Consider the following 26,407-nt stretch of genomic DNA (forward strand, 5'->3'; position numbering starts at 1 on the left):
TATGGCGGGACGCCCCTGATCAGCCCGGCGAAGCGGGTCGGGGTGGCGCAGCCGGGCTGATCAGGGGTCCAGCAGGCGCGACGTGTGTGCCGGCCTCAGGCGCGGTTCTTGAAGCGCCAGCTCTCGTTGCCGGTCTCGACGATCTCGCAATGGTGGGTGAGCCGGTCGAGCAGCGCCGTGGTCATCTTGGCATCGCCGGCGAACACGCTCGGCCATTCCCCGAAGGCGAGGTTGGTGGTGACCACGATTGAGGTGGTCTCGTAGAGCTTGCTGATCAGGTGGAACAGGAGCTGGCCGCCCGACTGCGCGAAGGGCAGGTAGCCAAGTTCGTCGAGCACCACGAGATCGAGCCGAGCGAGATGGTCGGCGATGCGGCTCTGCCGGCCGGCGCGCGCCTCGGCTTCGAGCCGGTTGACGAGATCGACCACGTTGTAGAAACGGCCCCGCGCCCCGTCTCGGATGCAGGCCCGCGCGATGGCGATGGCGAGGTGGGTCTTGCCGGTGCCGGTGCCGCCCACGAGCACGACGTTGCGCTGATGCGCCAGGAACTCGCCGCCGGCGAGATCACGCACCAGCCCCTCGTTGATCGGAGTGCCGTCGAAGGCGAACTCGGCGATGTCCTTGGCCAGGGGCAGCTTGGCGATCGTCATCTGGTAGCGGATCGAGCGTGCCTGCTTCTCGGAGATCTCGGCCTGAAGCAGGTCGCCGACGATCTGCTGCGGCTCGTGGGTGCGCTTGACCGCGATCTTGATGATCTCGTCGTAGGCGGCCTTCATGCCGAAGAGCTTCAGCTCGCCCATGGTGGCGAGGATGTGCTGGCGTTCCATCATGGGGCTCTCCTCAGGCTGTCGTAGCGGGCACAGTCGGCGACCGGCTCGTGGCGCAGCCGCAGGCTCTCGGGCGTCAGGATGGTGACGGGCGCGGTGGGGGCGCGCTGCCGGGCGAGGATGTTGAGGACAACATCGGCCGAGTGGACGCCCTCGCGCAGGGCCTCGGCGCAGGCCGCTTCGACGGCCGGCAACCCGTCGGCGAGCACGGCGGTGAGGATCTCCACCATCTGCCGGTCACCCCCGGCATTGCCGGAGAGCTTGCGTCGGACCCGGTCGAGGGCGGCGGGCAGCACCCAGTCCTTGAACGGTGCGCCGTTGCGGAGCGCGCCGGGTTTGCGGGCGAGCACGGGGACATAGTGCCAGGGATCGAACACGGTCTGATCCCGGCCGAAGGCGCGCTCGTGCTCGGCGACGACGCGCCCGTCCTGCCGGATCTCGACGCGCCCGGCGTAGGCCCGCACCTCGACCGGTCGACCGATGGCCGAGGCGGCGACCGAGTAGCGGTTGTTGTCGAAGCGCACGAGGCAGGTCGTGGACACCGAGGCGGTGATGGCGTGGAAGCCGTCGAAGCGGCCGGCATAGGGAACGAGGGCTGCCCGCTCGGCCTCGAACCGCTCCCAGATGTTGTGCTCACGCTCCTCGGGATGAGGATGCACCTTGGCGTAGGCGATCACCTGATCGAGCAGGAGCGCGTTCAGCTCCTCGTAGCTCTTCACCCGGACACGCGGGGTGAAGAAGCGCTCGCGCACCAGCCCGACCTGGTTCTCGACCTGGCCCTTCTCCCAGCCCGAGGCCGGCGTGCAGGCGACCGGATCGACGAGGTAGTGCGAGCACATCTGCAGGAAGCGGCGGTTGTAGGCGCGCTCGCGCCCGACGAAGATCGTCTCCACCGCGGTCTTCATGTTGTCGTAGATGCCGCGCTGGCAGGTGCCTTGGAAGAACGCGAACGCCCGGTCGTGGGCGTCGAACACCATCTCCTGGCTCTCGCGCGGATAGGCCCGCACGAACAGCATGCGCGAGTGGCAGAGCCGGACGTGGGCGACCTTGACCGTGACGGTCGTGCCGCCGATCAGCACGATCTCGTGGCTCCAGTCGAACTGGTAGGCCTCGCCCGGGGCGAACGACAGCGGCACGAAGGCCTGCGCCGTGACCGAGGCGCGCTCGCGCTTCCAGGATTTGGCATAACGCCGAACGGCATCGTAGCCGCCCTCGTAGCCGAGCCCGCGCAGCGCCTCGTAGATCCGGATCAGCGTCAGCCGCTCGCGGGCCGACCTGCCGGCGTTGGTGGTCAGTATCCGATCGAGATCGTCGCGCCATGGCCCGAGCTTGGGCAGTGGCTGCACCTCACGCTCATAGGCGAAGGCGGTGGCTCCCGACCGGATGACCTTCCGGACCGTGTTGCGGGAGACGTGCAGGTCGCGGACGATGTCCTTAATCGCGCGGCCGCGGGTGAAGAACTCGCGCCGGATGCGCGCAATCGTGTCCACGCCCTTCATCCCCCTACACCACCCTTCCGACCGTACCGGAGGGCAGTCTGCGAGAACGAGGTTAGGGGGTCAGAATTGGACGCCGATCCCCCGCCTCACGGGGTCAAAGTTGCACGCCGAAACACAACCCAACCTGATCGGATGCGGCTCTAGAGTGCGTTTGGCGCCCGTCAGGCTGCGGCAGCCTTGCGCGGCCGACCCGCCTTCTTGGGCTTCTCAGGAACTGGAGCGGTCTCCTGAGCGATTGGCTTCTCCGGGGCGGCGGGAGGCGCCTTCCGAACCTTTCCCAAACCAATTGCTCGAGCAAGCTCCGAGCGCTGCGCCGAGTAACCTGCGGAGACCATGGGGTAGTCGGCAGGCAGGCCATGCTTCGCACGATAGGCCTCGGGTGTCAGACCATGGGTGGTTAGGTGTCTGCGCAGCGTCTTGTAGGACTTACCGTCCTCAAAGCTGATCAGCCCGTCTGGCGTAATCGACTTCCTGATCTGAGCCGGCGTTGCCTTCTCGATCTTGCTCTCGGCCACTGCACCTTTTTCACCAATCGCGAGACCACTGACGGCAGCATGCACATTGCTCAGCAGCTCGCCCAAAGCGTTTGGTGGCAATGAGTTATTTGAGACGTAGGCGGCGACGATGTCAGCCGCGAGTTCGATGTAGTTTGCCTGAAAATCTTGGGTACTGTCAGTCATAGCGTTTTCTCTGAGGACCGTAGACGCCCCATAGAGTAAGTTTGGTACGAAACACAACATTTCCAACGAACAGAACTCACGCAGCTTGTTGGATAGCGGCTCCCTGATTGAAATCCGACGGGTGGAACCCATGACCTGAGTCAACTTTCGACCGAGGCTGTGTGAAAACGCGTGTCGGTCTGATGCAAGTAGAAAGATTTTCTTTTGAGGCTCTCTGAAGTCGCTGTCGCGGCCATCCGAGCTGTTGTTTCCAGTCTTCCATGGAAGATTACGCTCCGGTGTGGCGAAGTGCCGACGTTTTTACACAGCCTGGACCCTTAGCGGAAGCCGAGAGCGTCCGCTTGCAGGGCACTCGGTGAGGCAGAGACCTACGACCGGGATGGGTGGTTATTGGCCCTTCCGCTTACGGAACTAGCCACAGGGAAAGCTGCCTCTCGCTGAAGCGGCTTGAATGCCAACGGATGGCGGCCTCGTCATACTGCTTGTTGGAGGACGAGGCGCGCCACTTTGAGAGCTATGCCCAACCAAGCTCCCTTACGGCTTGGGCGTCGTTCCAGATCTTCGTCATCGCAACGATCCTGTTGCCCTCGAACTGCATCACGTAGACGTAGTCGGTCGACGTGCTCTTGCCCGTCGGTGGGCACGGACCGCCTTCCCCGGTATGGGTTCCGCGGAAGATACCGTATGCCGCTACGTTCCGGCGCTCCTCGTCCGAGGCGAAGGATTTCACCTCGTACCGACCGTCGGGGATGAAGGTCAGAAGCCCCTTCATCCAATCCGTATAGTCCCGTAGCGAGGTGACGCCGGCCAAGGCGTCGGCTTGGGCCGAGAAGGTCGCGTCAGGAGTGCAATAGCGCTGGCATGCCTCCCAGCCACCACCTGTCTCGCAGGCATTGAAGAAGGCCTTCGCAACCGTCGCGATGTCGCTCATAGCGGAGTCATTCCTTTGCTATCGCTTCGGACGCCGCCTGTCGCGGATGCCCGTCCGGGGGTATGTCGCATAAAGGCTCGCCTCGTAAGCCTCCATCGAACGGAGCAAGGCCGTAGACACAGGTCCCCCGGAAGGACGCCTGCGTTGGCCTTCGTTCCGCTAACTCGCCCGGGCGACCTCAACGAGGTTGTCCGAGAAAGACGTGCCGTGGCCCATACTGCGTCGCCCAAAGACGGCGATTAGCCGAGCGCTTATCAATTTTCCGCACAGTGCCGCTTGAATATGAAGACCTCAGCACCGGAGGCCTCGGCGGAGACATTCGTGACCCCGTGACGATCGACCAGCCAAGACCGGACCATGGCGGCGGCCGCGGGGGTGAGCGCTGGCTTCCAGAGCCAGACGTCGCCGGCCTCGTCCACGCCGTTCTCGCGGAACAGGGCTTTACGGGCATCATCCGCAACGCCCACCGACCACTCGCGAAAATCGGCGCCGAACTCTTTGACGTAGCTGGCGAACTCGAACTTGATCTGCTGGACGCTGTAGACCATCGGCTCAACCTGGGATCGGATTGATGCGGGCATCGACCGGACCGATGCGACGGCCCTGCGCACGCGCCATGCCTGTGCGCTTCTCGTCGGCAGACATCTCTTTGATGACGGCCTCGAGGGCGTTGAGCGCCGTGCCGACGCCGTGCTGGGCGGCCAGCGAAAGCCAGGCGAAGGCCTCGACCCGGTCCTTCCTGACGCCAATGCCGTTCGCGTAGAGGTGCCCGAGGCGCGCCTGAGCCGGATAGTGGCCGGCCTCGGCGGCAGACCGATAGAGCGAGGCAGCGCGTGCCGGGTCCGCCGGCAGGCCATCGCCCTTCGCCAGCATCGTCGCCAGATTGTACTGCGCCATCACATCGCCGCCGGAAGCAGCGCGTTCGAGCCAGCGCGCGCCCTCGCCGCGATCCTGCGCAATCCCCTGGCCCATGGCGAGCATCGCGCCGACATTGGTCGCGGCGGCCACGTTGCCTCCTTCGGCAGCACGCTGGTACCAGCTGAACGCTTCGGACAGGGACGAGTCCACACCGAAGCCGTTGGCGTAGTGCGCCCCAAGCCATGCCTGCGCCTCGGCGACGCCGGCCTCGGAGAGGGGCCGCAACCGCGAGAGGGATTCGGTGTAGGAGCCGGCGCGAAACGCCTCAATGGCCTTGCTGAGGTCTCCTTCGGCGCAGGATGCTGGGAATGTCCGTTCGGGTGACATGCTCATGGGCTTAGCGCCTTCTGCCTAGTGCCGTTGCATAGAGGGGTTCGGTGACGTCGATGTGGGGCCGTGCCTCGACGGCAGCAGCCAGCCGCCTTTGAAGCCAGCGCTCGGCCGCGTTAGGAAGAGTGGGTCGGCGGGCCGGATTGGTCTCCCGGACGTCGAGGTCTCGTTGAAGCTGAATGGTGGGCCGGGCGCGCGCATCGAGTTCGGCGAGCCAGTCGCCTGCGCCGCGTACCTGGTTTCCGAACAAGGCGACCCGGCAAAGGGTCTCGCCGAGGGCGGTGGGCTGCACGATGACGCCGCAGGTCTCGCCGCGCGCCGAAAACAGGATGAGATTCGGAAACAGGATCCGCGCCTCGGCGGCCCTGCCGTCCCTCAGTGTCGTTGTCAGCCATAAGCTGTCGCTCGTCGGCAAGGCGACCTCGCCGCCCGCGAGCGCTCCCAGGACAAGCTTCCAGTTGGCCGGGTACGTGCGACGAAAGGTTAGCACCGTCCCGACGGGGCCGGAGGTCTCGTCCTCAAAGGCGAGGTTCTGGAGCGGCTCCGAGGTCGTGCCGGCATCCAGGTTGACGAAAATCATCGACCCGGAGGTCCGCACGGCGACGGGAAGCAGACGTTCCGGGCGCAGGCCGAGATACTGGTGCATGGCCGGCGTCGGGCCGCCATCCGGTGCGGCCGAGAGCGGGAGGCCGTCGCGGCTATAGCCGCAGGCAGTGAAGGAGCAGCGGGTCTTGGTACCCGTCTGGCACTGAAGGGGCACCGCGCGGCACCCGCCGTGCTGAGCCTTGTTGAAACGCCCCACCAGACCGCCATCGGCGCGGCGCTGAACGTGGACGCCGTGATGCCCAACTGTGAAGGATAGCAGATCGTTCGTCTTCGGAATTTCCTCCTGCGTCCCGACACAGACCCAGTTCCGCGTCCAGACGGCATAGTCTTCGAGGTTGGCGAAGGCGAGCGAGCGATACGCCGTTGGCGGAAGATGATGCGGCTCGGCCGGATCCAGCGCCTCTGCGAAGAAGGCGGGATCGGAGAGATCCCAACCTTCCGCGGCATGGCCGAGATCGGGGCGGTCCGTAACGAAGCCGGCCGCTGGCATGGTGTGCGGGGCAGCCGGGAGCGATCTGACGGACATCGGCATTCCTGGAACAGGCACCCGGAGGGCAGCACTGGCGAGAGGCATTGGACGGGAGGCGTGCGGGGCCTGCACACCTCCCGTCCTCACTCCGAGCCCCCCGAGAGGGCCCAGAGATCGATCATGGGGATCAGGCGGGGAGCGGCTCGCCGCGGGCTTTGCGGCTCTGGTGCTCGATCGGGGTCGGATCGTAATCGGCGCGGCCGCGGTGCTTGATCGCATTGGCCGGCGGAGTGGGCAGCGGCCCGTCCGTCGAGAAGCGGTCGAGCACGTTCTTCACGAGCCGCGAGATGTTGTTATCGCAGTTGTTCCAGGGCAGAGAGCCACAGAACGCGATCGACGAGAAGGCGAAACAGCCGCCCCCGTTCGGCGTCTCGTGGAAGGCGATGTCGCCACGCACGCGCGGATGCGTCGTTCCGTCGAGGCCCTGCTGGTTGAAGCCAAAATCCTCCATAACGAGGAGGTAAGCTTCGGTGTGCCGGCCCGCCGAGGTCGCGACAGCCAGCGTATGGGGCGGCGAGCCAAGCATGGTATCGACGATGTCGAGCTCAAGACCGGCAGCACCGCCACCGACGAGACCGAAATTGCCGAGCTTCTCGTCGTAGCCGATGCCCTCGAAGGCCCAGGCCACACGCTCGTCGAGGCTGTCCGGCGTCCGCGAGAAGTAGGACGAGACGTCGAAGCCTTCCGAGGACATGCCGACCCCCGCCACGGAGTGCAGATAACGCCCACGGAAGCGCCACATGCCGCCAAGTTCACCGGTGCCCTGGTGATAGTACTCGCCGGGATCCGCGCGCCAGGTCCGGATGCCGGACTCGCAGCGGCGCATTTCGGTCACGATGCCGCGGCCCTTCTCAGCGTAGCCAGGATGGTAGGAGTGGACCCAGTACCACGCGTCCGCGCCCATATACATCAGGCGACCGCCGCGCTGCGTATAGTTGTGGAGGGCATCGAGCTGAGCACCCGAATTATGCTCCGGATGCGAGCCGGTGATGATGACGTTGTAGTTTTCGATCCGGGCCAGCCCATCATATGTGATGTCTTCGTCGGTGAAGACATCGTAGTCGTAGCCCATCGTCTCCAGCCAGTAGATAAGATGAAGATCGGCCGGGTATTGCCACGGGGCCTGCGCCAGAAAGTGATCGTATTTCGGCCGGATCGACAGGATCGGTCGCAGTCGCGACGAGATCGAGATACCGGTGCCGTCGGTGTGAGTGTCGTAGATCGAGCCGCCGTATTCGCGGTGCTCGGACAGGAACATGTTCTGCTCCTGCATGATCGGCACGCGATAGACGAACAGTTCGGCGCCACCAGCGTTGCAGGCCACGTGCTCGTTGGCATAGGCCATGTAGCTGATGGTCGGGACCATGACGGCGATCTTTGCCGTCTCCTGGCCGACGCGTGGCACCACCCAGAACGGGATGAAGTCCTCGTCGCCGTCAGAGGTGGTGAGCTTGGCGCCGTAGAACCGGCTTTTCACGCCGGTCTCGGGCACCGCCCATTCAAAGTCCGAGACCCAGCGGGCGTCGTCGACGTCGTCGTCGTGGAAGCTGATCGCGCCGTATTCCTGCGGAGCATGCTTCCAGTCGAAATTCTGGCCCGACCAGTTGTAGCCGGTCATGGCCCGGTTCGGGCAGTTCACCAGGGTCGCGTCGAAGCGATAAGGGCCTTCGTCCTTGCAGAACAACGTGTCGATGCCGGCCGAGAAGTTCCAGGCGGCGACGATGCACTCGGAGAGCTTGCCCGTCGGGCCGCTGTTGCGGCGTTCCGTCAGGCCCGGCTGCGCACCGGCCTTCATCATCTCGATCTCCGCGCGCGACAGTGCCCGATTGCAGATGCGGGGGCTGTCGATCTTGCCGTTATACTTGCCGGCGAAGACCACTCCGGCCGGCTTCGAGGACTGGGCGAGCGGATCGTCCGGGGCCAGCGTCTTCACATAGGCCGCGAGGGCGACCGGGACCGGAGCGTGGGCGATGGCGAGCTTCAGATTCGTCACGACCGGCGGGCTCTCGGGATCGAGCGCATAGACGACCTGAGGCTCGTGATAGAGGACGACATCACCGGTCGCGGCATCGAAGGTGGCCGCGCAGAAGTGCCAGGCGTGATCGCGGATCGGGATGCCGGTGGTGATCCGGTGCTCGTTGATGCGGAGTTCGAGGCAGCCGTCCTCGTTGATGAAGAGGCCGTAGCCGCTATCGTTGGCCCATTTGGTGACGAGGCCTTGGGCGCCATGCTTCCAGTAGCGCTGATGGGTCTTGGGCGCCGTAGGCCAGACCCAGCATTGGAGCGTGAAGCTTTCGACGTGGAAGGCCTTAGCATCCGGCACGTAACCGTACGAGCCGCCGTGGATGATCTGCTTCTGGCCCTTGTAAGTGCCGTTCACCGACGCCTCGATCGGCTTGTCGATGTAGCCCGGGCCTCGCGGATTGGTGTCGCCGTTGATGATCTGGACGATCTCGACCTTGTATTCGGCGGGACCATCGCAGTTCACGTAGAACTTGATCGTATCTCCGGGATGGACGCCGAATTTGTCGGCGTATCCGGTCAACCTCATGTAACTCATCGGACCAATCCTCGATGGGGCGCGAACTCTGCTCGCGGGCGCGCTCTCGCTGGCCTGACGCGCGGCCAAATTCGGTTTCGGCGGTGGGGTAATGACGGGTGGCGGATCAGGTGATCGGCCAGTTATCGTCCTTGCGTTTCCAGCCTTCGTGGAAATCGTCCGGGAAGCCGTAGCTGTCTGACAGTTCGTCCAGGCGCATCAGGAAGATGTCGTGCTGGATTTCCTGCTCGTCGGTGTAAACCTTGTCGCCGACGAGTTCGGGCGGAACGCCCCGGACGCCCGACAATCTGCCGATCCGCCATTCCCCGTCGATCTTCGTGCAGATGACGATCAGCTTACCTTTCGGGCTCTCGCCCCGCATGCGCAGCAGAACCCGCTTGAGGACGGGATCCGCATGCACACCACCGGTCAGCACCGTGGTGTCACCCGGCGTTTCACAGAGCAAGACAGAATTTCCGGCTACGCCCTTCATCGAATCCATGCACGCCTTGTGCTCATCGATCAGACGCTGGCGCTCCGGGCTGCCCTTTTTAGGAATCCGTTCCATTGCGTTCCTCTTGGCTGAGGCGCCCGGGACCTAGGGCGCGGTGATAGAACGACCGAAGGAAATGCAGCCGTTAATTGCAGAAGGGACGATCCTTCTGTTTAGCTCTGCGAATTAAAAACTACGCCCAGCCTAGACGTTACGTCAACACATTCCGCTATTTCATCTAGATGTTTTAGATTGCATTCTTTGCGCACTATGTGTGCAGAAGGGCCGATGCGTGTGCAGCTGCAGGAAGCGCTCGTGGCGAAGCCGACTAGTTCCCTCATCGGAAAGCCGGCCCGCGCTTGATCTGCTGGGTCGGTGCGCAGTCTCGCCCACGCCCGGATATCCAGCAAAAACCCAAAGGAACGGCTGCCCGAAGACCTGTTCTTCAGCGGGTACGTCACCGAACCGATCGAAGGTCCCCACTTCACGCCAAAGCGTTTAACCACCGGGAACCTTCTAGCGTTTTTTCGAGGATATAGAGCACCTTACAAAGCTGCATCCACTGGGGTTCTCAGCGCTGGCTCGACCTAGTCCGACCGCTTCTCCCCGACGGTCGCCAGGCCATTACCGAGCGGTGATGAGTGGACCTCATGGCCGCCTGCCCACGCGCGAAGTGACCGAGCTTGGCGGTACCCTCGAGGGAATTGGACGCTTTTGTTATTTGTAGCTAGATGTTTTTGCGGAATGGTCGGCATCTTGCGGATCAGCTCGTACGGATGCTCGCCTCACGCTGTCCACCGCCCCCTTGCCAGCAAACTGTCATGGCGGGTAAGGCTGTTAGATTGGTGGTTCCCAGGAGGTACTGCCGTCACGTTAGGCGTAGTGTTAAGACACGGGGCGGTCCTGCTCGCATGAAAATACTCATCGCCGACGATCACTGGGTCGTGCGAGAATCCTTGAAACAAGTTTTGCGGGGCCTTCGACAATCTCTCGAGCTATTCGAGGCAGAAACGTTCAACGAGGCTCAAGCAACTCTCGAAGCTCATCCCGATGTGGACTTGCTTCTCGTCGATCTCGTCATGCCGGGATTCTCGGATTTCGATGGCCTCCGTCGCCTCCGCGCTTCGTTTCCCGACGTTCCGGTCGTCGTGATCTCGGTTCACGAGGATGTGGACCACGTCATGAGATCCCTCGGGCACGGCGTGATCGGTTACATCCCGAAATCGTCCGGAGGCCAGGAGATCGAACGCGCGCTCGAACGGGTGCTGGAGGGGGAAGTTTCCTTCCCGAGGCGCATCATCGAGCGGTCGGGAAGCGCCGTCGCCTCTTCCGCCAAACCTTCCTACGTGCAGCTGCCCTCCGAAAGAGCTGCGCTTGAGCGCGACCCGGGCGTGTTAACCGATCGCCAGAAGGATATCCTCCTTCTGCTTGGTCAGGGTTACTCGGTTAAGAGGATTGCATCGGAACTCGAACTCAGCAGCCACACGGTCCGCGTCCATCTCGGCAACATCATGAAGGGCCTGAACATGCGCGATCGCGCCGAAGCGGTGCATTACGCAATACGGCATTTCGGCCCGCTGGCCGCGAGGGATCGTGGCTGAAGAGGCCAATCACGAAACGGACATCCCCCCTGCCCTGGACCCCGCGGTCCTGGGGGGACTGGACGCGCTGCCCAGCGGGATCACGATCTGGCGGCCGGACCGGCGCCTCGTCCACGTGAACGAAACGCTCCGCCGCACGCTTGGCATCGCCCCGGCTTCTGGCGAGCTATTCGACGACTTCATGATCCGCCTCGCCCACTCACGGGAGATCGTACTCGCGGATCCCAACCGTTGGGTTCAGGAGGAGATCGCGGATTTCGGACAGGAGAAATCAGCCGACTACATCCTCGCTGCCGGCCTCGTCATGAACGTCACGCAGCGTCCAACGCGCGACGGTGGCATGGCGGCGACCTATTCCGACGTCACCACGACGAAGCGGAATGAGCACGCCCTTCGCGAGGCCAAGGAGACAGCCGAAGCTACCGACGAGGCGAAGTCGCGCTTCCTGCGGGCAGCCAACCACGACCTGCGCCAGCCGCTCGCATCGCTTAAAATCCTCATCTACAGCTGCATGCGTGAGGCCGATGAGGAGACGCGTGCAGAGATGCTTCACGCGATGAGCGTGGCGGCGCTCATCATGGAAGACCTACTCGGAGCGCTGCTCCAGATCGGACAGCTCGATGCGGGGCGGATCAAGCCGCGTGTCACGAGCTTCCAACTCTCCCAGCTCTTCGAGCGCCTCAACATCCAGTTTCGACATCAGGCCGAGGAGAAGGGCCTGAGGCTGCGCTTCGTCACGCCGCGCGACACGGTCGCGACGGACCGGGCTTTGCTTGAGCGCATACTCAGCAACTTCGTCGCCAACGCCATCCGTTTCACAGAGGTCGGCGGAGTGGTGATCGGCTGCCGCAAGGAGGGAAAGCTCCTTCGGGTGGAGATCGTCGATACCGGGCGAGGCATTAAAGACGCTGATCGTGAGCGTGTCTTCGACGAATTCTACCGCGTCACGGACGAGCGGCGCAGCGAGAAGACGGGGCTCGGTCTCGGGTTGAACATCGTCAGGCGGCTCGCCGACTTGCTGGAACTCCCAGTGGGCCTTAGGTCCCGTTCGGGCCACGGCTCGATCTTTTCGGTCACCGTGCCTTTCGGCAACATCTGGCACAGCGAAGGCGGGGATGCCGAGATCAGCGAGGCTGTCGCCGGCGAGTTCGTCGGCGTTCCGGTTCTCCTGGTTGAGGATGACGACATTCTGCGCCGGAGCATGACGCAGTTGCTCCAGCGATGGGGCATCGAGGTTCACGCTGCCGCGAACGAGGACGAAGCCCTACGGCTGGCGCGAGGCGGCGTGCAGGTCCGCCTGATCATCGCCGACTATAACCTGACCAGCCGGACAGGCCTCGAGGTGGTACGCGAGTTGCGAAAAGCCTTCGGGACGGAGACGCCCGCCTTCATCGTCACGGCTGACGCAGAGCCGAAGGTTCTCAACGGCATTCGAGAGGCCGGCCTGCCGGTTCTGATCAAGCCGGCCAGCCCGCCGCGTCTGCGCGTCTTGATGCACAATCTACTGTTCGAACCGGAGCAAATCCGCCGGCCGGACTGATCGATAACGCGGGGTCAAGCGAGTGTCCGTCGAACTGCCGCCGATCCCGATAGGGAGTATGATCCCGCTGACCGGGCCATCTGCCGCCGATGGCGCAGAATTCCGGAACGGGATGACCCTCGCGGTCGAGGAGCTGAACGCCCAAGGCGGACTGCTCGGGCGCAAGTTCCAGCCGATCTTCGCCGATACCTGCCGGCAGACCGCCGAGGAGGTCGTCGGGGCCGCACGCATGCTAATCGAGAAGCATCAGGTGCATGCGATCATCTGTGGCTACAATATCGGTCCTCAAAACTCCGAATACGAACCGATTGCCGATGCGGGGATCATCTACGTCCACGCCAACACGCTGCTGCAGCACCATGACACGATCATGAGCGATCCGAAGCGCTACTTCGGATGCTTCATGGCCGATCCGGCCGACTATTGGTACGGGCCCGGCTTCATCAAATTCATATCGTGGCTTCGCGATACCGGACAATGGACGCCGAGTTCCGACCGCCTGGCCATCATCGCCGGGTCGAAGCCGTACAGCATCGTCATTGCGCAATCGATGGCGGCCGCTGCGGTCGATTACGGCTGGCGCCTCTGCTTCGGTCCCAAGATCGTGCAAACGCCGACGACCGAATGGCGGCAGGTCATCGACGAGGTTCGCGCGACCAATCCGGCCGTTGTCGCGAACACGCACTTCTACGCGGGTGATCTCGCTTATTTCCAACGGCAGTTCATGGAGAACCCGATCGACTGCCTCGTCTATCTGCAGTACGGGGCGATGCACCGGACGTTTGCCGACATCGCCCAGGAAGCGAGCGTCGGCATCATCGTCTCTTCCGTGATCGGCCTCCTGCGTGACGAGGTCGGGAAGAGCTTCGAGGCCCGATACAATGCTCGCTTCGGCGAGGGCGCCAGCGCGACGATTGGATGCCAATCCTACAGCAACATGCACCACTACGCCGTCGCCGCCGCCATGGCCGGCGGTTCGGGAGCTCCCGGTGATTTCGAGCAGAACCGCAGAGTCGCAAGGGCGCTTAAGGGCATGATCTATCGGAGCGTGCACGGCACGATCCGCTATCATCCCGATTGGCAGGCCGCAGTGCCCTATCCGGTCGTCACCCACGACCCGTCACTTGGCATGCCGCACATCTTCTATCAGATCCACGACCACCGGAAGCCACTCTCGATGATCGCGCCGGAGCCATACAACACCGAGCGCTTCATCCTGCCGCCCTGGATGAGCCGGCGAGGCGGACTGCAGAAGCCCGCCTCCGCCAATGGTCTGGGCCCGGGAAGGCCGGCCGGAGGCGCGTGACGGCACCACTGGTTAGATCGTCATGTGACGGTTGATGAGGTCGTCGGTCATCTCGCCTATCGGGCCACGCGCGACGATGCGGCCATTCTCCATCATTAGGAAGGCATCGCCGAGTTTGCGCGCCACCTTGATGTGCTGCTCAGTCAGGACCAGCGTGATGCCGAACTCCTTGTTCAGGCGACGGAGCGTTTGGCCGATCTCCGCGACGATGTTCGGCTGAATGCCTTCTGTCGGCTCGTCGAGCAGAAGGATTCGCGGGTTGGTCGCGAGCGCGCGGGCGATCGCCAGTTGCTGCTGCTGGCCTCCGGAGAGGAGCCCCGCCTTTCGGTGCAGGTTCTGGGCGAGATAGGGGAAGAGGCTCAGGCAGAGTTCCGGCATTTCTTGCTTGCCGTCGGTGCGCGCAAACGTCCCGAGCAAGATGTTCTCCTTGACCGTGAAGTGCGGCAGAATCTGGCGCCCCTGCGGGATATAGCCTAGGCCATATTTGGCGCGCTTGTAGGTAGGAGCCCGACCGATCGCATCGCCCGAGATCCGGATCTCGCCGTTCGACCGATCCGTGAGACCCATGATGGTGCGCAACAGCGTTGTCTTGCCGACGCCGTTACGGCCGAGAACGCACAGACACTGTCCCTCCGGCAGATCGAAGCCGACGTCCTTCAGGATCGGCGTCTTACCGTAATAGGAGGTGACGTTTTCAAGCGAGAGTAGCACGGTCAGATCTCCGGTTCGCCGAGATAGACTTCCCGCACCTTCGGGTTGCTCTCGATCTCACTGAGCTTTCCCTGGGCAAGGAAGCTGCCCATGTGCATCACAGTCACTACGTCCGCGATCTCGCGCACGAAGCTCATATCGTGCTCGACGACGATGAGGGTGTGGTTCTTCTTGAGTTGATTGAGAAAGACGATCGTCTTCTCAATTTCCGACTCTGTCATCCCGGCAACGGGTTCGTCGAGCAGCAGGATGGCTGGATTCTGCATCACAACCATGCCGATCTCGAGCCATTGCGTTTCGCCGTGGGAGAGGACGCCCGCCTCGACATCAAGCCGATCCTTCAGGCCGGTCAATGTCGCGACTTCGTCGAGCTGCGCCTTGAACCCAGCCGGCTGGCGCCGGAACATGTTCCGAAACGGATTGACTTCCCGCGAATACGACACCTCAAAGTTCTGGCGCACGCTCAACTCGCGGAACACCGCCGGAACCTGGAATTTCCTACCGATCCCCCGCTGCGCGATTTCATGTTCGCCGAGTCCGGTGATGTCGTCGTTGCGAAGGACGATCTTTCCCGAGCTGGGCTTCTGGCGTCCGGTGATCAGGTCCATCGTCGTGGTCTTGCCGGCGCCGTTGGGGCCGACGAGACAGCACAGGGTTAGCTCCGTCACGTCGAGGCTGAAGTCGTTAATAACGTGCGTACCGCCAAAGCTCTTGTGCAGATTGTGGATCTCGAGAACGCCCATTGTCTTGTCCTTACTTCGCCGGAGCGCCGACGACACGAGGCGGTGCAATGGCATCAGGGTCACGGCGTTGGCGACCGGCCATCATACCGAGCACCTTCTCGAGCAGACCGGCCAACCCGCGCGGCAAAAAACGGACGACCAGGATGAAGAAGCCGCCGAGTAATAGAAGCCAGGTGTTGAGGAACTGGTCGCCCAGGTAGCTCTGCCCGCCCTGAATCATGAGCGCGCCGAGGATTGCGCCGAGCAGGGACAGCCGTCCGCCGATCCCGGCCCAGATCACCATGGTGATACTGAAGTTCACGTCGAGTTGGGCGGGCGACACGTACTGGACCAGCATGACCCAAAGGCAGCCGGCAATCGCCGCGATCAGCCCGGAAACGGTGTAAATCACCGTCTCATAGAACGCGACGTCGTAGCCGAGGAAGCGCACCCGCTCCGGGTCGCCTCGCAGGGCCTGGATGACGAGCCCGAACTTACTCTGCGTCAGCAACTTCGCTGCGACGGTCGTCAGGAGGAGCAGAGCGACGACGGTCCAGTATGCCTTAGTGCTGTAGGGATCGATCTCGGTACCGAAGATTTGGAGGGCGGCCGGAGGCGAGATGCCGTTTACACCGTTGGTGTAGGGCTGCATGTCGAGGATCAAGGTATAGAGCGCGCTGAGCATAGCCAGCGTCATGATCGCGATGAACGGTCCCGAGACGCGGGCTCGGAACATTAGACTTCCGAAGATCACGTAGAACAGCGTTGGAACCAACAGCGCCAGGACGATGCCGAAGCCCGTGCTCCAGAAGGGCTCCCAGAAGAACGGCAGATGGTCGAGGCTGTTATTGGCCATGAACGGCGGTAGGGGGTTTGAGGCGTCCTGTGACTGCATCTGCATGGTCATGGCCATCCCATAGGCAGCCAGGCCGAAGGCGATACCCTGACCGAGGTTCAGGATGCCGCCGAAGCCCCAGCACAGGCTGATCGAAAGAGCCAGCATCGCATAGACGCCGTAGGTCGCGAACTGGTTGAGCAAGAAGCCATCGCTGACAAAGCTCGGAACGGCGGCGAGGCATATAAAGAAGACGACGTAGACCGTCCACTGAGCCGTCTTGTTGTGAAATAAATTCTGGGTCATCGGTCTGTACTTATCTTTCAAAGAACTCACCGGCGGGCCTTGGCGACAGCGAAGAGGCCGCGCGGGCGAAATCGCAGGAAGACGACGATGAGCACGTAAAGAAGGAAGCGCGCGAAGGTATCGTTCGAGATCATCGCGAAGATGGACTGCAGCTCGCCCGTCAGGCCGGAGGCCGCGACGCTGCCGACCAGGGTGCCGCCGCCGACGACGACCACGAGGAAGGCCTGGACGACATACGCCGTTCCCATCGTCGGGAGGACGATAGCCAGCACGCCGAACAGGCACCCGGCGATGCCCGCGAGGCCGGCCCCAATGGCGAACGTCGTCATGTAGACGCGGTCCGCGTCGATGCCGAAAGAGGCGGCCATCTCCTTGTTCTGCATCACGGCACGCACCTGCATGCCGAACCGTGTCCGGTAGAAGAGATAGACGGTGCCGGCGACGACCGCGGCCGTGACGCCGAAGATGAAGATCCGAAGCACTGAGAGGTTGACGAAGCCGAACTCGACGTTGCTCTGGAAAATCTCCGGAACGGCGATGTATTTTGGGTCGCTACCGAAGATGATCCGCACACCCTGCATCAGCACCAGCGAAACGCCCCATGTCGCAAGCAGAGTATCGAGCGGGCGATTGTAGAGGTATCTGATCAGGCCCCTCTCGATCACCACCCCAATCGCCGCCACGACAATGAAGGAAGCGGGGATACAGAGTAGGAACGGCAAGCCGAAGACGCTTTGCAGCATGTAGGACGTGTAAGCGCCGAGCATGATGAACTCGCCATGGGCCATGTTGATGACGCCGACGGTTCCGTAGATGATTGTCAGTCCGATCGCCGCGATCAGCCAAATGCTGGCGATGCTTAAACCGAGGATCAGCGCGTTCACGACGGACGCGAATTCGATATGGGGCATGATGCGTCCAGGAGTTCATTTTGAATTCAACCGGCACTGACAATGCCGACCACGCAGGCGCCAGCCTCGTCAGAGTCGCTCCTCCGAAGCTGACGGTGTTGTCTCGGCGGTCAGATTACGTTCTTGCGGACCTTGCCGTCGGGCGCGACGAGCCCGTCGGCCGTGCACTTCCCGGAATTTGGGTAGATCGAGTACGGGTCCGGCGCGACGTGCTCTGAGGCTTGGTACACGGTCTTGAAGCTACCGTCGGCCTGACACTGGCCGATCTTGGGCTTCAGCCAAGTATTGAAGTTGTCGCCGTCGATCCAGATTAGGCCTTCCGGCGATACGTCGTCCTCGACGCGGATGCCGCCGCTGACGTCGCGGATCATCCGCGACGTGACCTCCTCAATGTTTCCGGTCTTCTTGAGGGCCTTCTCGAGACCGTACTTGAAGACGTAGGCCGAAAGGTAGGTCTCTTCCATGTTATAGTGCGTGCTGCCGTTCTTCCCGTATTTGCTCTTGAGAAAATTCTCAACGAACTTCGCGTTAGTCGGATTTTCCAGCGTCTGGAAGTACGGCGCGGACAGGAAGTGGCCTGCGCCGACATCGGCGCCCATAGCCTTGGTCTCGATCTCGCCGGTGGTCAGTGAGGCGATCGGCATCGCATCGACTTTGAAGCCCTCCTGCTTGAATTGCTTGTGGAAGGCGATGTCGGAGGCACCGACGACTGTCGAAAAGATGAAGTTCGGCTTGGCCTCGCGGATTTTGTTCAGTACCGGACCGAACTCCGAGCTGCCAAGTGGAATATACTCTTCGCCGAGGAGCTCACCGCCGGCATTCTGGAGCCAGAGCTTGGCGTTCTTATTGGATTCTTTCGGCCAGACGTAGTTCGAGCCGACGAAGAAACACTTCTTGCCGAAGTTCTTGACCATGAATGGGATCAGGTCCTTCGAATGCTGGTTCGCCAGCGGACCCGTGCAGATCGTGTTCTGGCTACACTCCGCACCTTCGTAGCAGGTTGGATAGTAGAGCAGGCTGTTCTGCTGCATGACGATCGGCAGGATCGCCTTGCGGCTGGCCGAGGTGTAGCAACCGAACAGCGCGATCACTTTCTCGCGCATAATCAGCTCTTTCGCCTTCTCCGAATAAACGTTGAAGTCTGACTTTGCGTCGATGATGATCGGCTTGATCTCGTGGCCAGCAATACCACCGTTCTTGTTGATCTCCTCGATCGCGTACTGCATCACGAGCGTCGAGTCTTCTTCCGGCACCGCGAGCTGACCGGTCAGAGAGAATAAGAGGCCGACCTTGATGGGTTCGCCCTTCTTCAGCGTTGCGCCCCAGGCTTCACGAGAGGTCGGGAGCCACAGATGCGGAGCAGCAGCCGCTGCCGCAGCCAGCGTCGACCCTTTCAATATTTTACGACGCGTGATGTCCATCTTCGTCTCCTGCAAGACAGCCGGCAGCGGCCCGCGCGATGCGAGCAAACAGGCGTTGCGTCTCCGGCACTATTTGGTCTTGATGAGAAAATCTGACACGTGAGGGTCCAATCCGTCAACGCGCAGCTTGGTAAAACGCTATGCTTCCGCTGCGCGAAAAACAGGCAACGTCAAATATAGCGTGGCATATTTGCAAGAGATGTGTGTTGCTATTCAGGATCGTAGACGAGGGTGTTGACGGTTCGAGCTTCGCGATGCGAGCTTTAAATTCATGCCGGCCAGGCGACGCATGGTTTAAAGCGATGTGTACCTGAATCTTGCAGCCACAGGTGGAACCAACTCGGGTGTGTGTTCACGTCTGAATTCGCGAGGACCGCGAAGTCGGGTGTGGCGGGGCAACCATCCGGAGAGGCACCGAACGACCAGCAGAGAGACGGATCGACCCGGCGCGGCACTCTGCGGCATCGGGCCATGATCACGGCTGTCTGGTCGATCTTCCGGAGGGCATGAGACAATGAAGATCTATCGAATAATCGATCACGGCTCGGCACGCTCCCCGACGAGGAAGCACTTCATTCAGTCGGTTGCGGCTGCCATACTGGGGCTGTCAGCCTCGGGAGCGCAGGCGCAGACGGCGTCACCGGTGGGTGAGTTCAATGTTCAGACGCAGCCACGCACCGACCGGGACATCGCCTCGAAACCCGCCGATCCCGTACGCACCGGGCCCCTCGCGCCCTGGGCCACCGACATGGCGGCGCGGGGACTGACCTTCGACGTCAACATCTACGATTTCTACCAGGCCAATCCGAGCGCCGGCCTGCGCACGGGCGAGCAATCGAACGCCGCCTATTTCGTGCTCAGCATGACGGCCGACATGCAGAAGCTCGCCGGCATCGCCGGTGGCTCGATCAACTTCACCCAGACCTTCTTCGGCCTCGTGCGCAACCTCAACATGGCCGGCGACATCGGCGACACCACGGTGGGCTACCAGCCGCCCTACACGCCCAACAGCACCCGCCTCTCGCTGTTGACCTACCAGCAGAAGCTCCTCGACGACCGCCTCGTGGTCGAGGTCGGCCGCACCCATCCCGACCGTTATTACGGCCTGCCGCCGTGCAACTCGATCAATTCCTGTTTCCAGGACATGTTCTACTTCAATGCCGGCTTCACCTCGCCGCTCTTCGGCGTCTGGGGCGCCAACATCGCCTACAAGCTCTCGCCGACCACCTATATCCAGGCTGGCGCCTTCAGCGTGAACCCCAACACCAACGTCCTGTCGGGCTATGATTTCGGCTACGAGCGCCTGTCCGGCGCCGTCGTGATGACCGAGATCGGGCGCAAGACCGACTACACGATGGAGGCCTATCCCGGCCGCGTCTCACTCACCGGCTTCTACAACACCGCCGACCACGACGATAACTTCAAGACCATTGCCGGCACCTCGAAGGGCCTCAACCCGGGTACGCCGTCCCTGCAGAAATCCGGCACCTCGGGCGTCGTCCTTACCGGCACGCAGACCCTGTGGCGGGCCGATGGCGGGGCCGATGCGAGCAACCCGCATCCGACCGCGATCTCGGCCTATACCGGCACCGGCTACGCCTTCGACCCGACGATCCCGATCCGCTTCAACTCCTTCGCCGGCCTGCTGCTGTCGGCGCCCGACCAGGGCCGGCCCAACGACACCTACGGCATCAAGGCCAATTGGCAGCGGCTGAACCAGAACTATGCCGACTTCCTGTCGGATGCGAACTTCATCTCGGGCGGCACCGGCGAGCCCTATTCGCGCGACAAGTTCGTGTTCGAGGTGAACGCCCATTTCGATCTCGGCGCGGGCGTCGTCCTCGAGCCGGTGGTCCAGTACGTCGTCAACCCGAATTCCTTCTACAACCCCTACACGGCCCGCCACGCCAAGGACGGGTTCTACGGCGGCTTCACCCTCGTCGTACCCCTCGGAACGCTGCTCGGCCTCGCGCCGGGCTGAGGGAGGCAGGGGCCGGACAGAGCCATTCTGTTAGGCCTGAAACGCATCCCTTTCCCAAGCGACGCACAGAGATAGAGTCGCCGTTCCAACGACGGCTCTATCTATTTTCAAGTGAAAACGCTTCGTGGTGCTCACTGGGCCAGCGGCAACACGTTACCGAGCGCTGACGCGAGGTGTAGGGGCCGTCCATCCCATCAAGTGAGCCTGAGGGCGCTCTCGAAGCGCTACGGGATCAACTAGAAGACAGTCGCCAAGTGGCAGCAACGACCCTCGGTAGCCGACCAGCGCACGGGTCCGAAGGATCCGCGTTCGACAGTGCTGTTACCGGAGGACGAGGCGGTCGTCGTCGCCGTTCGCCGTCATACACTCCTACCGCTGGACGATTGCCTCTACCCGCTCCAGGCCACAATCCCGCATCTGACCCGCTCATCGCTACACCGCTGCCTGCAGCGCCACGGCATCAGCTGATTGAGCGAGCGCATGCTGTCGCAGACCCTCAAGCAACTGGAAGGCGATGGCTTGGTGACCCAAGCGCTTGCAAAGTCGGCGAATGGTTCGACACGAGAGAGGTGCTGGGCCACGCGATATTTCGCTTCGCCGCGCCATTGCGAATAGTCGCTGCCGCGATGGACCTCGGCGAGTTCGCTGGCGATTGCGCGCAGGAAACTGACGGCGTCCGGCGGGGTGTCCGCTTTGCTCATTCTTCGCCCCAGCGACCTAGGTTCACATCGACGAATTCGACCGGGTAACCCCGAGCCGTGGCGCTGAAGCTGGGCTCACCTTCGCTATGGACCGCGAGGATACGTGCTCGATGGCGACGTCCCCTTCGCAAGTTCACGGATCGCCGACGCCATCGGCGGCCATGTCCCGCTCGCGCTCGCTGAGGGACCTACTCCGCTTGCCGCGATCGAAGCGATCGAGCGCTTCCGCACAAGGCACACCCGCCCAACCGGATCACAGATCGAACTTCGCCACGCGCTATTTTCGAAGCCGTCAGCGGCCGCGCCGAACTCCTGACGAAAGCAGCACGCGCTTAGCTCGACTTTGGCCATTTTGGCAGGCTGCGGAACGCACAGGGTGACGAAGCGGGCATGACTGATAAGCTGATGGTGTCCCTCGCCAGAGACGCCTCATGCCGCATCTGCCCGCCCGCTTCGCCGGGATCATCTTGTCGTTCGCGCCTCTGTTCGTCCACCGATCGTGGCGGCACGCCCAAGCTCTGCTGATCGGCGCGATCCTGTGTCCAGGTCGGCGCACGGTGGCGAGCGTACTGCAGATCACGGGCCGGGCGTGGGACCGCCATTTCGTGAACACGCACCGGGTGCTCATCCCTCCGTTCTCAATGAGCTGCCGTTGCATCAGGACCAGATGTTTGTGCGATCCCGCCAGATAGGTGAGCGAGGCCAGGAGGTGGTGAACGTCAATCCGGATCATGCGTCATCCCCTTCGGCCTTGGGGGGCTCAATGACGGTCACCGGACGATGCTGGATCATGAGCTTGATGTCATTCTCGCCGCCGCAGACCTCGCACTTCCATCCGCTGTTGGGCACGATCTCGCTACGCCACGGGAAGATCGACGTCTTGCAGTCCGGGTTGGCGCATTTGACCTCGACTTGGTCCGGCTCGAAATGCGCCTGGCCCTCGTCGGCGTCGGTCACTTTGTAGGTCGCCCCACATTCGAAGCACTTCGCGTCGACCACATCCTGGCCATGCGGCATGCGCTTGCGGATCGGGTGGCCGCATTTCATGCAATCGAGCGAGGCGAAGTTCCCCATCGTCGTATTCCACACCGACGACGCCAGCACCTCGGTCAGGTAGGCGGCGATCTCGTCGCAACGCGCCCGGAACTTGGCCGCGTCGATCTTCGCGCCGGCCTTGCGCTGCTTGATCGTCGGGACATGAAGATAGCTGCCCAGGGCGTCATAGTGGCGTTTGATCGTCGCCATGTTCAGAACGCGCTCGGTGCCCAAGGCCTCCATCACCTCCGGCGTCACACCTAGCGACGGCTCGATCCCGAAGACTAGGCTGCTGCCCTTGTCGGCGTTGGGATCGATTTCGAGGAGGATGGCCATCACCTTGCGCGGCTGCCAGGTCTCGTATTCGGCCGGTGGAAACTCGGCTTTGTAGGCCAGCGCACGGTCGTAGGTCAGCGACTCCATCGCCATGCGAAGTTCGAGCGCCGCATATTTTAGGCGTTCAACATCCGCTGAAGCGAGTTCGTCCTTGGCGCGGGCGAGTTCGCGGCGGGCGTCGTTACGATAGTCGGTCACACTGGCCTCCCAGCCCAAGATCAGCGCGGGGGCGAACAGCGCTCCAAGTCTGCGTCACGCCGGTCATGTCGCCGATTGCGCGGCGTCAGCCTGTGGGCCGCCTTCGCCTTTCAGCGCCGCCAGGACATGGGCATGCACTTCGCCCAAATTGATCAGCGTCACGATCTCTGGCGCTTCCTCGATTGCCTTCTACAAAAGATCCATCTGATCGGGCTCGTAGATGATGTGGTCGCCATAGGTGGTCACTCCGTCGGCTCGACTACTCCGTCATCGACAGCGCTCAGGGCCGCGAGCGCAGTGTTTTATCACCATGTTCGAGGGCGTCGAGCAATTGCTCGGGAATGCCCGTCTTCCAGCCAAACCCTGTCTGTGAAGGCCGAGCAGTTTGGCGCTCAGCGGTAGTTATGAGCGGCTGGGTTGGGTAGCAAGAAAATTGAATGCTTTTGACAGCGCAAGGCCATTAATGGGTCGTCGGTTCCGGCTATACGATGCTATGTCCTTATGAGTCAGTGGGCGGCCCGACAGACTTAGAGTCAGAGTTACGGGTGACCTTTTCCATAGTAGCCCGGTCCTATGTGTGCGATAGCCTTCAACGAGATTTATCACCTCTTACAGCATCAGGCTGTCACGGAGTCGCATTCGCATGCTCATGAGACGTGTCGTCAGGCTTACCGATTTTGGCTCGCCTGATGTACTTACGATCGCGAGGGAGGAACTTCCACCGCCGATTGCAGGTGAGGTGAGGGTTCGTCAAACGGCCATCGGCTTCAACTTCATCGACATCTACCAACGAAAGGGCATCTATCAGCTGCCGCTACCGTCTGGCCTTGGCTTTGAGGCGGCAGGGTTCGTCGATGCGATCGGTTCGGGTGTCATGAACATCCAGATCGGCGAAAGGGTCGCCTATATGAACGCTGGCGTCGGCGCCTATGCGGATTTTCGAAACGTCCCTGCCGATAAGCTCGTCCGGTTGCCGGACATGGTCAGCGACGAAGCTGCGGCGACCCTGTTGTTCAAAGGGATGACGGCACAATATCTTCTGCGCAAGACGCACGCCGTACAGCCTGGCGACCTCCTGCTCGTGCATTCCGCTGCAGGCGGCGTCGGGCAGATCCTGACGCGTTGGGCGACGGCAATAGGAGCGACGGTCATCGGCACCACCGGCTCTCCCCGAAAGCGCGATGCCGCGCTTGCTGCAGGGTGCGTGGATGTCATCGACCTCAACGATCCGGAATGGCCAGATGCCTTCCTAGCTGCGAGCGGCGGTCGAAAAGCTCGTGTCGTATACGACGCGGTTGGCAAGGACACCCTGATCAAGTCGCTCGATTGTGCGGCACCGTTTGGTCTCGTCGTTTGTTACGGTGCCTCGTCTGGGAAGGCCCCGGCGGTCGACCCGGAGCGACTCAACAAGAAGGGATGCCTCTTCCTGACGCGCCCCTCCGTCTTTCCCCACAATGCCGACCCGGCAACCTTCCGTGCCAATGCAGCCGACTTGTTCGAGGCCATCGCCAAGGGGCATGTCAGCGTCGACATCGGAGGCCGCTTCAAGCTCGACAACGTCCTGGAGGCTCACGTCGCGGCGGAGGAGCGTCGATTTGGCGGCGCCTTGCTGATCTCACCATAGGCGGTGGCCCAGTCAGCCTTCCGTATCCATAATTATGCTGGCCTGAAGTTTGCTGGGGTCGCCCTGCACACACGGAGGGTTCATGACGGCTTCCTCGGTCCAGCTCAGCCTGGATGGTATCCGCAAGTCCTTTCCCGGTAAGGGCGGGCCGGTGCCGGTCTTGGACGGTCTCAGCTTCGACATCTACGAGCGCGACTTCGTCAGCATCATCGGCCCGAGCGGCTGCGGCAAGACGACGGTCTTCAACGTCATCGCCGGACTTCTCGAACCCGATAGCGGCACGATGACGTTTCGCGGCGAGGTGGTGCCCGGGCTCCAGGGCCGGGTCGGCTACATGATGCAGAAGGACCTGCTGTTTCCCTGGCGGACGGTCCTTCAGAACGTCATGCTCGGCCTGGAGATGAAGGGCGTCAACCGCGCCCAGGCCCTCGACACGGCCCGCGAATATCTCTCGACCTTCGGCCTGTCGGGCTTCGAGAACGCCTACCCGAAGATGTTGTCCGGCGGCATGCGGCAGCGGACCGCCCTGATCCGGACCCTGATCATGGATCCCGACATCCTGCTCCTGGATGAACCCTTCTCGGCCCTCGACTACCAGACGCGGCTCTACCTCGAAGGCGTTCTCCTCGACGCCGTAGAGACCTTCCACAAGACCGTCGTCCTTGTGACGCACGATATCGACGAGGCCGTTGCTCTGTCGAAGCGCGTCGTGGTCCTAGGCAATCGCCCCACCAAGGTGAAGTCCGTCCACGAGATCGGACTCGATGCCCGTTCACCGATCGGTGCGCGCAGCGATCCGCGTTTCTCCGACTACTTCCAAACCCTGTGTGGCGAACTCGAAATCCAGACCCGTCAGAGGGCAGCCTGATGACGACGCAGACATTAAAAACGTCGGAAGTCTTGCAGACCTCCCAAAACCCGAAGTCTTCCTCCCCAGCCTCAGTCCGACCCACCAAGAAACCTGTTGCCCGGCTCCGCGCCAGGCCGGGCGCCTTTGCCCGAGCAGCCGATACGACACTCGGCCGAGGCGTCATCCAACTGCTGGCGGTCGCTGTGTTTTTCCTTGCCTGGGAGGTCGCGGTTCGGGCTGGCTGGCTCACGGAGTTCCTGGTCGGAGCCCCTTCAGGCATCTGGCGGGTCTTTCTCGCCTCCATGCTGGACGGATCGCTGCCGGTCGACACCTGGTACACCGTGATCGAAGCGATCATCGGGTTCATCATCGGAACGCTTCTGGGGTCGGTGGCCGGCCTCGGCCTGTGGTATTCGGCCTTCGTGGCGCGGCTCGTCGAGCCCTTCATCGTGGCGATCAACTCGGTGCCGAAGATCGCGCTGGCTCCGATCGTGATCCTGTGGTTCGGGACAGGCTTCGTCTCGAAAGTCGCGCTCGCGGTGTCGCTGACCGCCCTCGTCGCCCTCATCGCCGCCTATCAGGCCGCGCGCGACGCCGACCCCGATCTGCAGGCCCTGCTCGCCTCGATGGGCGCCTCGAAGAACCGCATCTTCAAGAGCGTGATCGTGCCATCGACCCTGCCGGCCATCATCGGGATGTTTCGCATCAACATCGGCTTCGCCCTCGTGGGCGCGGTGGTCGGCGAGTTCATCTCGTCCCAGCGCGGCCTCGGGCACCTGATCTACTCGGCCTCGAGTCTCTACGACCTCAATACCGTCTGGGTCGGATTGTTCGTGCTGATGTTCGTGGGCTTTCTTCTCTACCACGTCATCGATTTCGCCGAGCGTCGCATCTTGCCCTGGCGGCAGATCAACACCGCCGGTCAGGTTCAGGTTTGATCTTACCCCCTCGAGGGCGGGCCGGCATCGGTGGCCACT

The 26,407-nt window shown here is 62.4% G+C and carries 24 protein-coding genes and 1 pseudogene; 9 read left to right on the plus strand and 16 right to left on the minus strand.

The features are described 5' to 3' along the window. Positions 1-95: 95 nt before the first annotated feature. From istB to FPV16_RS07815, 9 genes are all read right to left on the minus strand, one after another. The gene (istB, locus tag FPV16_RS07775) at positions 96-830 is read right to left on the minus strand and encodes an IS21-like element helper ATPase IstB (protein ID WP_319802226.1); all 735 of its coding nucleotides are present in this window, start codon (positions 828-830) and stop codon (positions 96-98) included. After that, entirely contained in the window at positions 827-2,326 is a 1,500-nt protein-coding gene (gene istA / locus FPV16_RS07780) for an IS21 family transposase (protein ID WP_227437647.1), read from the minus strand. Before istA ends, istB begins: the two co-directional genes overlap by 4 nt. A gap of 161 nt (positions 2,327-2,487) precedes the next feature. Beyond that, complete coding sequence (locus FPV16_RS07785) at positions 2,488-3,006, minus strand: MucR family transcriptional regulator (RefSeq protein WP_227437649.1); 519 nt, start codon at positions 3,004-3,006, stop codon at positions 2,488-2,490. A 514-nt stretch (positions 3,007-3,520) separates the two neighbouring features. Continuing rightward, a complete protein-coding gene (locus tag FPV16_RS07790; RefSeq protein WP_227437651.1) occupies positions 3,521-3,937 on the minus strand; it encodes an ester cyclase in 417 nt (138 codons plus the stop codon). Positions 3,938-4,191: 254 nt separating this feature from the next. Next, the gene (locus tag FPV16_RS07795; RefSeq protein ID WP_227437653.1) at positions 4,192-4,485 is read right to left on the minus strand and encodes a hypothetical protein; all 294 of its coding nucleotides are present in this window, start codon (positions 4,483-4,485) and stop codon (positions 4,192-4,194) included. Positions 4,486-4,489: 4 nt separating this feature from the next. After that, positions 4,490-5,188, minus strand: a complete 699-nt coding sequence (locus FPV16_RS07800; protein WP_227437654.1) for a tetratricopeptide repeat protein — start codon at positions 5,186-5,188, stop codon at positions 4,490-4,492. A 4-nt stretch (positions 5,189-5,192) separates the two neighbouring features. After that, on the minus strand, positions 5,193-6,317 hold the full coding sequence (locus FPV16_RS07805) for a hypothetical protein (RefSeq protein ID WP_227437656.1): 1,125 nt from the start codon (positions 6,315-6,317) through the stop codon (positions 5,193-5,195). Positions 6,318-6,447: 130 nt separating this feature from the next. Further along, on the minus strand, positions 6,448-8,880 hold the full coding sequence (locus FPV16_RS07810) for a LamG domain-containing protein (RefSeq protein WP_227437658.1): 2,433 nt from the start codon (positions 8,878-8,880) through the stop codon (positions 6,448-6,450). A gap of 106 nt (positions 8,881-8,986) precedes the next feature. Further along, positions 8,987-9,427: a N,N-dimethylformamidase, small subunit gene (locus FPV16_RS07815; RefSeq protein WP_227437660.1), complete on the minus strand. Its 441-nt coding sequence runs from the start codon at positions 9,425-9,427 to the stop codon at positions 8,987-8,989. An 836-nt stretch (positions 9,428-10,263) separates the two neighbouring features. Between FPV16_RS07815 and FPV16_RS07820 the strand changes: the two genes are divergently transcribed. Genes FPV16_RS07820 through FPV16_RS07830 form a run of 3 tightly spaced genes read left to right on the plus strand, consistent with a single transcriptional unit; the run spans position 10,264 to position 13,799 of the window. Next, positions 10,264-10,953, plus strand: coding sequence for a response regulator (locus FPV16_RS07820; protein ID WP_227437662.1), 690 nt, complete (start codon positions 10,264-10,266; stop codon positions 10,951-10,953). Continuing rightward, complete coding sequence (locus FPV16_RS07825; RefSeq protein ID WP_227437664.1) at positions 10,946-12,493, plus strand: ATP-binding protein; 1,548 nt, start codon at positions 10,946-10,948, stop codon at positions 12,491-12,493. Before FPV16_RS07820 ends, FPV16_RS07825 begins: the two co-directional genes overlap by 8 nt. A gap of 22 nt (positions 12,494-12,515) precedes the next feature. Next, positions 12,516-13,799, plus strand: coding sequence for an ABC transporter substrate-binding protein (locus FPV16_RS07830; protein WP_227437666.1), 1,284 nt, complete (start codon positions 12,516-12,518; stop codon positions 13,797-13,799). A 12-nt stretch (positions 13,800-13,811) separates the two neighbouring features. On the opposite strand, the gene urtE is transcribed toward FPV16_RS07830, so the two are convergent. The 5 genes from urtE to FPV16_RS07855 form a co-directional block, all read right to left on the minus strand. Next, positions 13,812-14,510, minus strand: a complete 699-nt coding sequence (gene urtE, locus FPV16_RS07835; protein ID WP_027171712.1) for an urea ABC transporter ATP-binding subunit UrtE — start codon at positions 14,508-14,510, stop codon at positions 13,812-13,814. Positions 14,511-14,512: 2 nt separating this feature from the next. Then, on the minus strand, positions 14,513-15,253 hold the full coding sequence (urtD, locus tag FPV16_RS07840; RefSeq protein WP_036266031.1) for an urea ABC transporter ATP-binding protein UrtD: 741 nt from the start codon (positions 15,251-15,253) through the stop codon (positions 14,513-14,515). 10 nt (positions 15,254-15,263) lie between these two features. Beyond that, the gene (urtC, locus tag FPV16_RS07845) at positions 15,264-16,373 is read right to left on the minus strand and encodes an urea ABC transporter permease subunit UrtC (RefSeq protein WP_227437669.1); all 1,110 of its coding nucleotides are present in this window, start codon (positions 16,371-16,373) and stop codon (positions 15,264-15,266) included. 26 nt (positions 16,374-16,399) lie between these two features. Beyond that, a complete protein-coding gene (gene urtB / locus FPV16_RS07850; protein WP_227437671.1) occupies positions 16,400-17,284 on the minus strand; it encodes an urea ABC transporter permease subunit UrtB in 885 nt (294 codons plus the stop codon). A 110-nt stretch (positions 17,285-17,394) separates the two neighbouring features. Beyond that, positions 17,395-18,705, minus strand: a complete 1,311-nt coding sequence (locus FPV16_RS07855; protein ID WP_227437673.1) for a transporter substrate-binding domain-containing protein — start codon at positions 18,703-18,705, stop codon at positions 17,395-17,397. A gap of 574 nt (positions 18,706-19,279) precedes the next feature. Here FPV16_RS07855 and FPV16_RS07860 point away from each other — a divergent pair. Both FPV16_RS07860 and FPV16_RS07865 read left to right on the plus strand, forming a co-directional pair. Continuing rightward, on the plus strand, positions 19,280-20,686 hold the full coding sequence (locus FPV16_RS07860; RefSeq protein WP_413629224.1) for a carbohydrate porin: 1,407 nt from the start codon (positions 19,280-19,282) through the stop codon (positions 20,684-20,686). 198 nt (positions 20,687-20,884) lie between these two features. After that, positions 20,885-21,151 (plus strand): annotated as a pseudogene (locus FPV16_RS07865) (IS481 family transposase); the annotation flags it as partial. Here the strand turns inward: FPV16_RS07865 and FPV16_RS07870 are convergent. Beyond that, entirely contained in the window at positions 21,076-21,387 is a 312-nt protein-coding gene (locus FPV16_RS07870; RefSeq protein WP_227437692.1) for a hypothetical protein, read from the minus strand. The pseudogene FPV16_RS07865 and the gene FPV16_RS07870 overlap by 76 nt on opposite strands. 103 nt (positions 21,388-21,490) lie before the next feature. On the opposite strand from FPV16_RS07870, the gene FPV16_RS07875 reads away from it, so the two are divergent. Further along, a complete protein-coding gene (locus FPV16_RS07875) occupies positions 21,491-21,703 on the plus strand; it encodes a hypothetical protein (protein WP_227437677.1) in 213 nt (70 codons plus the stop codon). Positions 21,704-22,116: 413 nt separating this feature from the next. Here FPV16_RS07875 and FPV16_RS07880 read toward each other — a convergent pair whose 3' ends face one another. Next, on the minus strand, positions 22,117-22,956 hold the full coding sequence (locus FPV16_RS07880) for a hypothetical protein (RefSeq protein ID WP_227437678.1): 840 nt from the start codon (positions 22,954-22,956) through the stop codon (positions 22,117-22,119). 643 nt (positions 22,957-23,599) lie between these two features. Between FPV16_RS07880 and FPV16_RS07885 the strand changes: the two genes are divergently transcribed. The 3 genes from FPV16_RS07885 (at position 23,600) to FPV16_RS07895 (ending at position 26,368) form a co-directional block, all read left to right on the plus strand. After that, positions 23,600-24,580, plus strand: a complete 981-nt coding sequence (locus tag FPV16_RS07885; protein WP_227437679.1) for a quinone oxidoreductase family protein — start codon at positions 23,600-23,602, stop codon at positions 24,578-24,580. 82 nt (positions 24,581-24,662) lie between these two features. Then, the gene (locus FPV16_RS07890) at positions 24,663-25,448 is read left to right on the plus strand and encodes an ABC transporter ATP-binding protein (protein ID WP_227437680.1); all 786 of its coding nucleotides are present in this window, start codon (positions 24,663-24,665) and stop codon (positions 25,446-25,448) included. 185 nt (positions 25,449-25,633) lie between these two features. After that, positions 25,634-26,368, plus strand: coding sequence for an ABC transporter permease (locus FPV16_RS07895; RefSeq protein WP_227437681.1), 735 nt, complete (start codon positions 25,634-25,636; stop codon positions 26,366-26,368). Positions 26,369-26,407 lie beyond the last annotated feature (39 nt).

The sequence above is a fragment of the Methylobacterium sp. W2 genome (assembly GCF_020662345.1).
Lineage (GTDB): Bacteria > Pseudomonadota > Alphaproteobacteria > Rhizobiales > Beijerinckiaceae > Methylobacterium.

Coding starts and splice junctions, on each gene's coding strand:
- FPV16_RS07820 (WP_227437662.1), top strand. CDS start 10,264: ATGAAAATACTCATCGCCGACGATCACTGGGTCGTGCGAGAATCCTTG.
- FPV16_RS07815 (WP_227437660.1), bottom strand. CDS start 9,427: ATGGAACGGATTCCTAAAAAGGGCAGCCCGGAGCGCCAGCGTCTGATC.
- FPV16_RS07870 (WP_227437692.1), bottom strand. CDS start 21,387: ATGAGCAAAGCGGACACCCCGCCGGACGCCGTCAGTTTCCTGCGCGCA.
- FPV16_RS07790 (WP_227437651.1), bottom strand. CDS start 3,937: ATGAGCGACATCGCGACGGTTGCGAAGGCCTTCTTCAATGCCTGCGAG.
- urtB (WP_227437671.1), bottom strand. CDS start 17,284: ATGCCCCATATCGAATTCGCGTCCGTCGTGAACGCGCTGATCCTCGGT.
- FPV16_RS07800 (WP_227437654.1), bottom strand. CDS start 5,188: ATGAGCATGTCACCCGAACGGACATTCCCAGCATCCTGCGCCGAAGGA.
- FPV16_RS07795 (WP_227437653.1), bottom strand. CDS start 4,485: ATGGTCTACAGCGTCCAGCAGATCAAGTTCGAGTTCGCCAGCTACGTC.
- FPV16_RS07890 (WP_227437680.1), top strand. CDS start 24,663: ATGACGGCTTCCTCGGTCCAGCTCAGCCTGGATGGTATCCGCAAGTCC.
- istA (WP_227437647.1), bottom strand. CDS start 2,326: ATGAAGGGCGTGGACACGATTGCGCGCATCCGGCGCGAGTTCTTCACC.
- FPV16_RS07810 (WP_227437658.1), bottom strand. CDS start 8,880: ATGAGTTACATGAGGTTGACCGGATACGCCGACAAATTCGGCGTCCAT.
- urtD (WP_036266031.1), bottom strand. CDS start 15,253: ATGGGCGTTCTCGAGATCCACAATCTGCACAAGAGCTTTGGCGGTACG.
- FPV16_RS07855 (WP_227437673.1), bottom strand. CDS start 18,705: ATGGACATCACGCGTCGTAAAATATTGAAAGGGTCGACGCTGGCTGCG.
- urtC (WP_227437669.1), bottom strand. CDS start 16,373: ATGACCCAGAATTTATTTCACAACAAGACGGCTCAGTGGACGGTCTAC.
- FPV16_RS07885 (WP_227437679.1), top strand. CDS start 23,600: ATGCTCATGAGACGTGTCGTCAGGCTTACCGATTTTGGCTCGCCTGAT.
- FPV16_RS07785 (WP_227437649.1), bottom strand. CDS start 3,006: ATGACTGACAGTACCCAAGATTTTCAGGCAAACTACATCGAACTCGCG.
- istB (WP_319802226.1), bottom strand. CDS start 830: ATGATGGAACGCCAGCACATCCTCGCCACCATGGGCGAGCTGAAGCTC.
- FPV16_RS07805 (WP_227437656.1), bottom strand. CDS start 6,317: ATGTCCGTCAGATCGCTCCCGGCTGCCCCGCACACCATGCCAGCGGCC.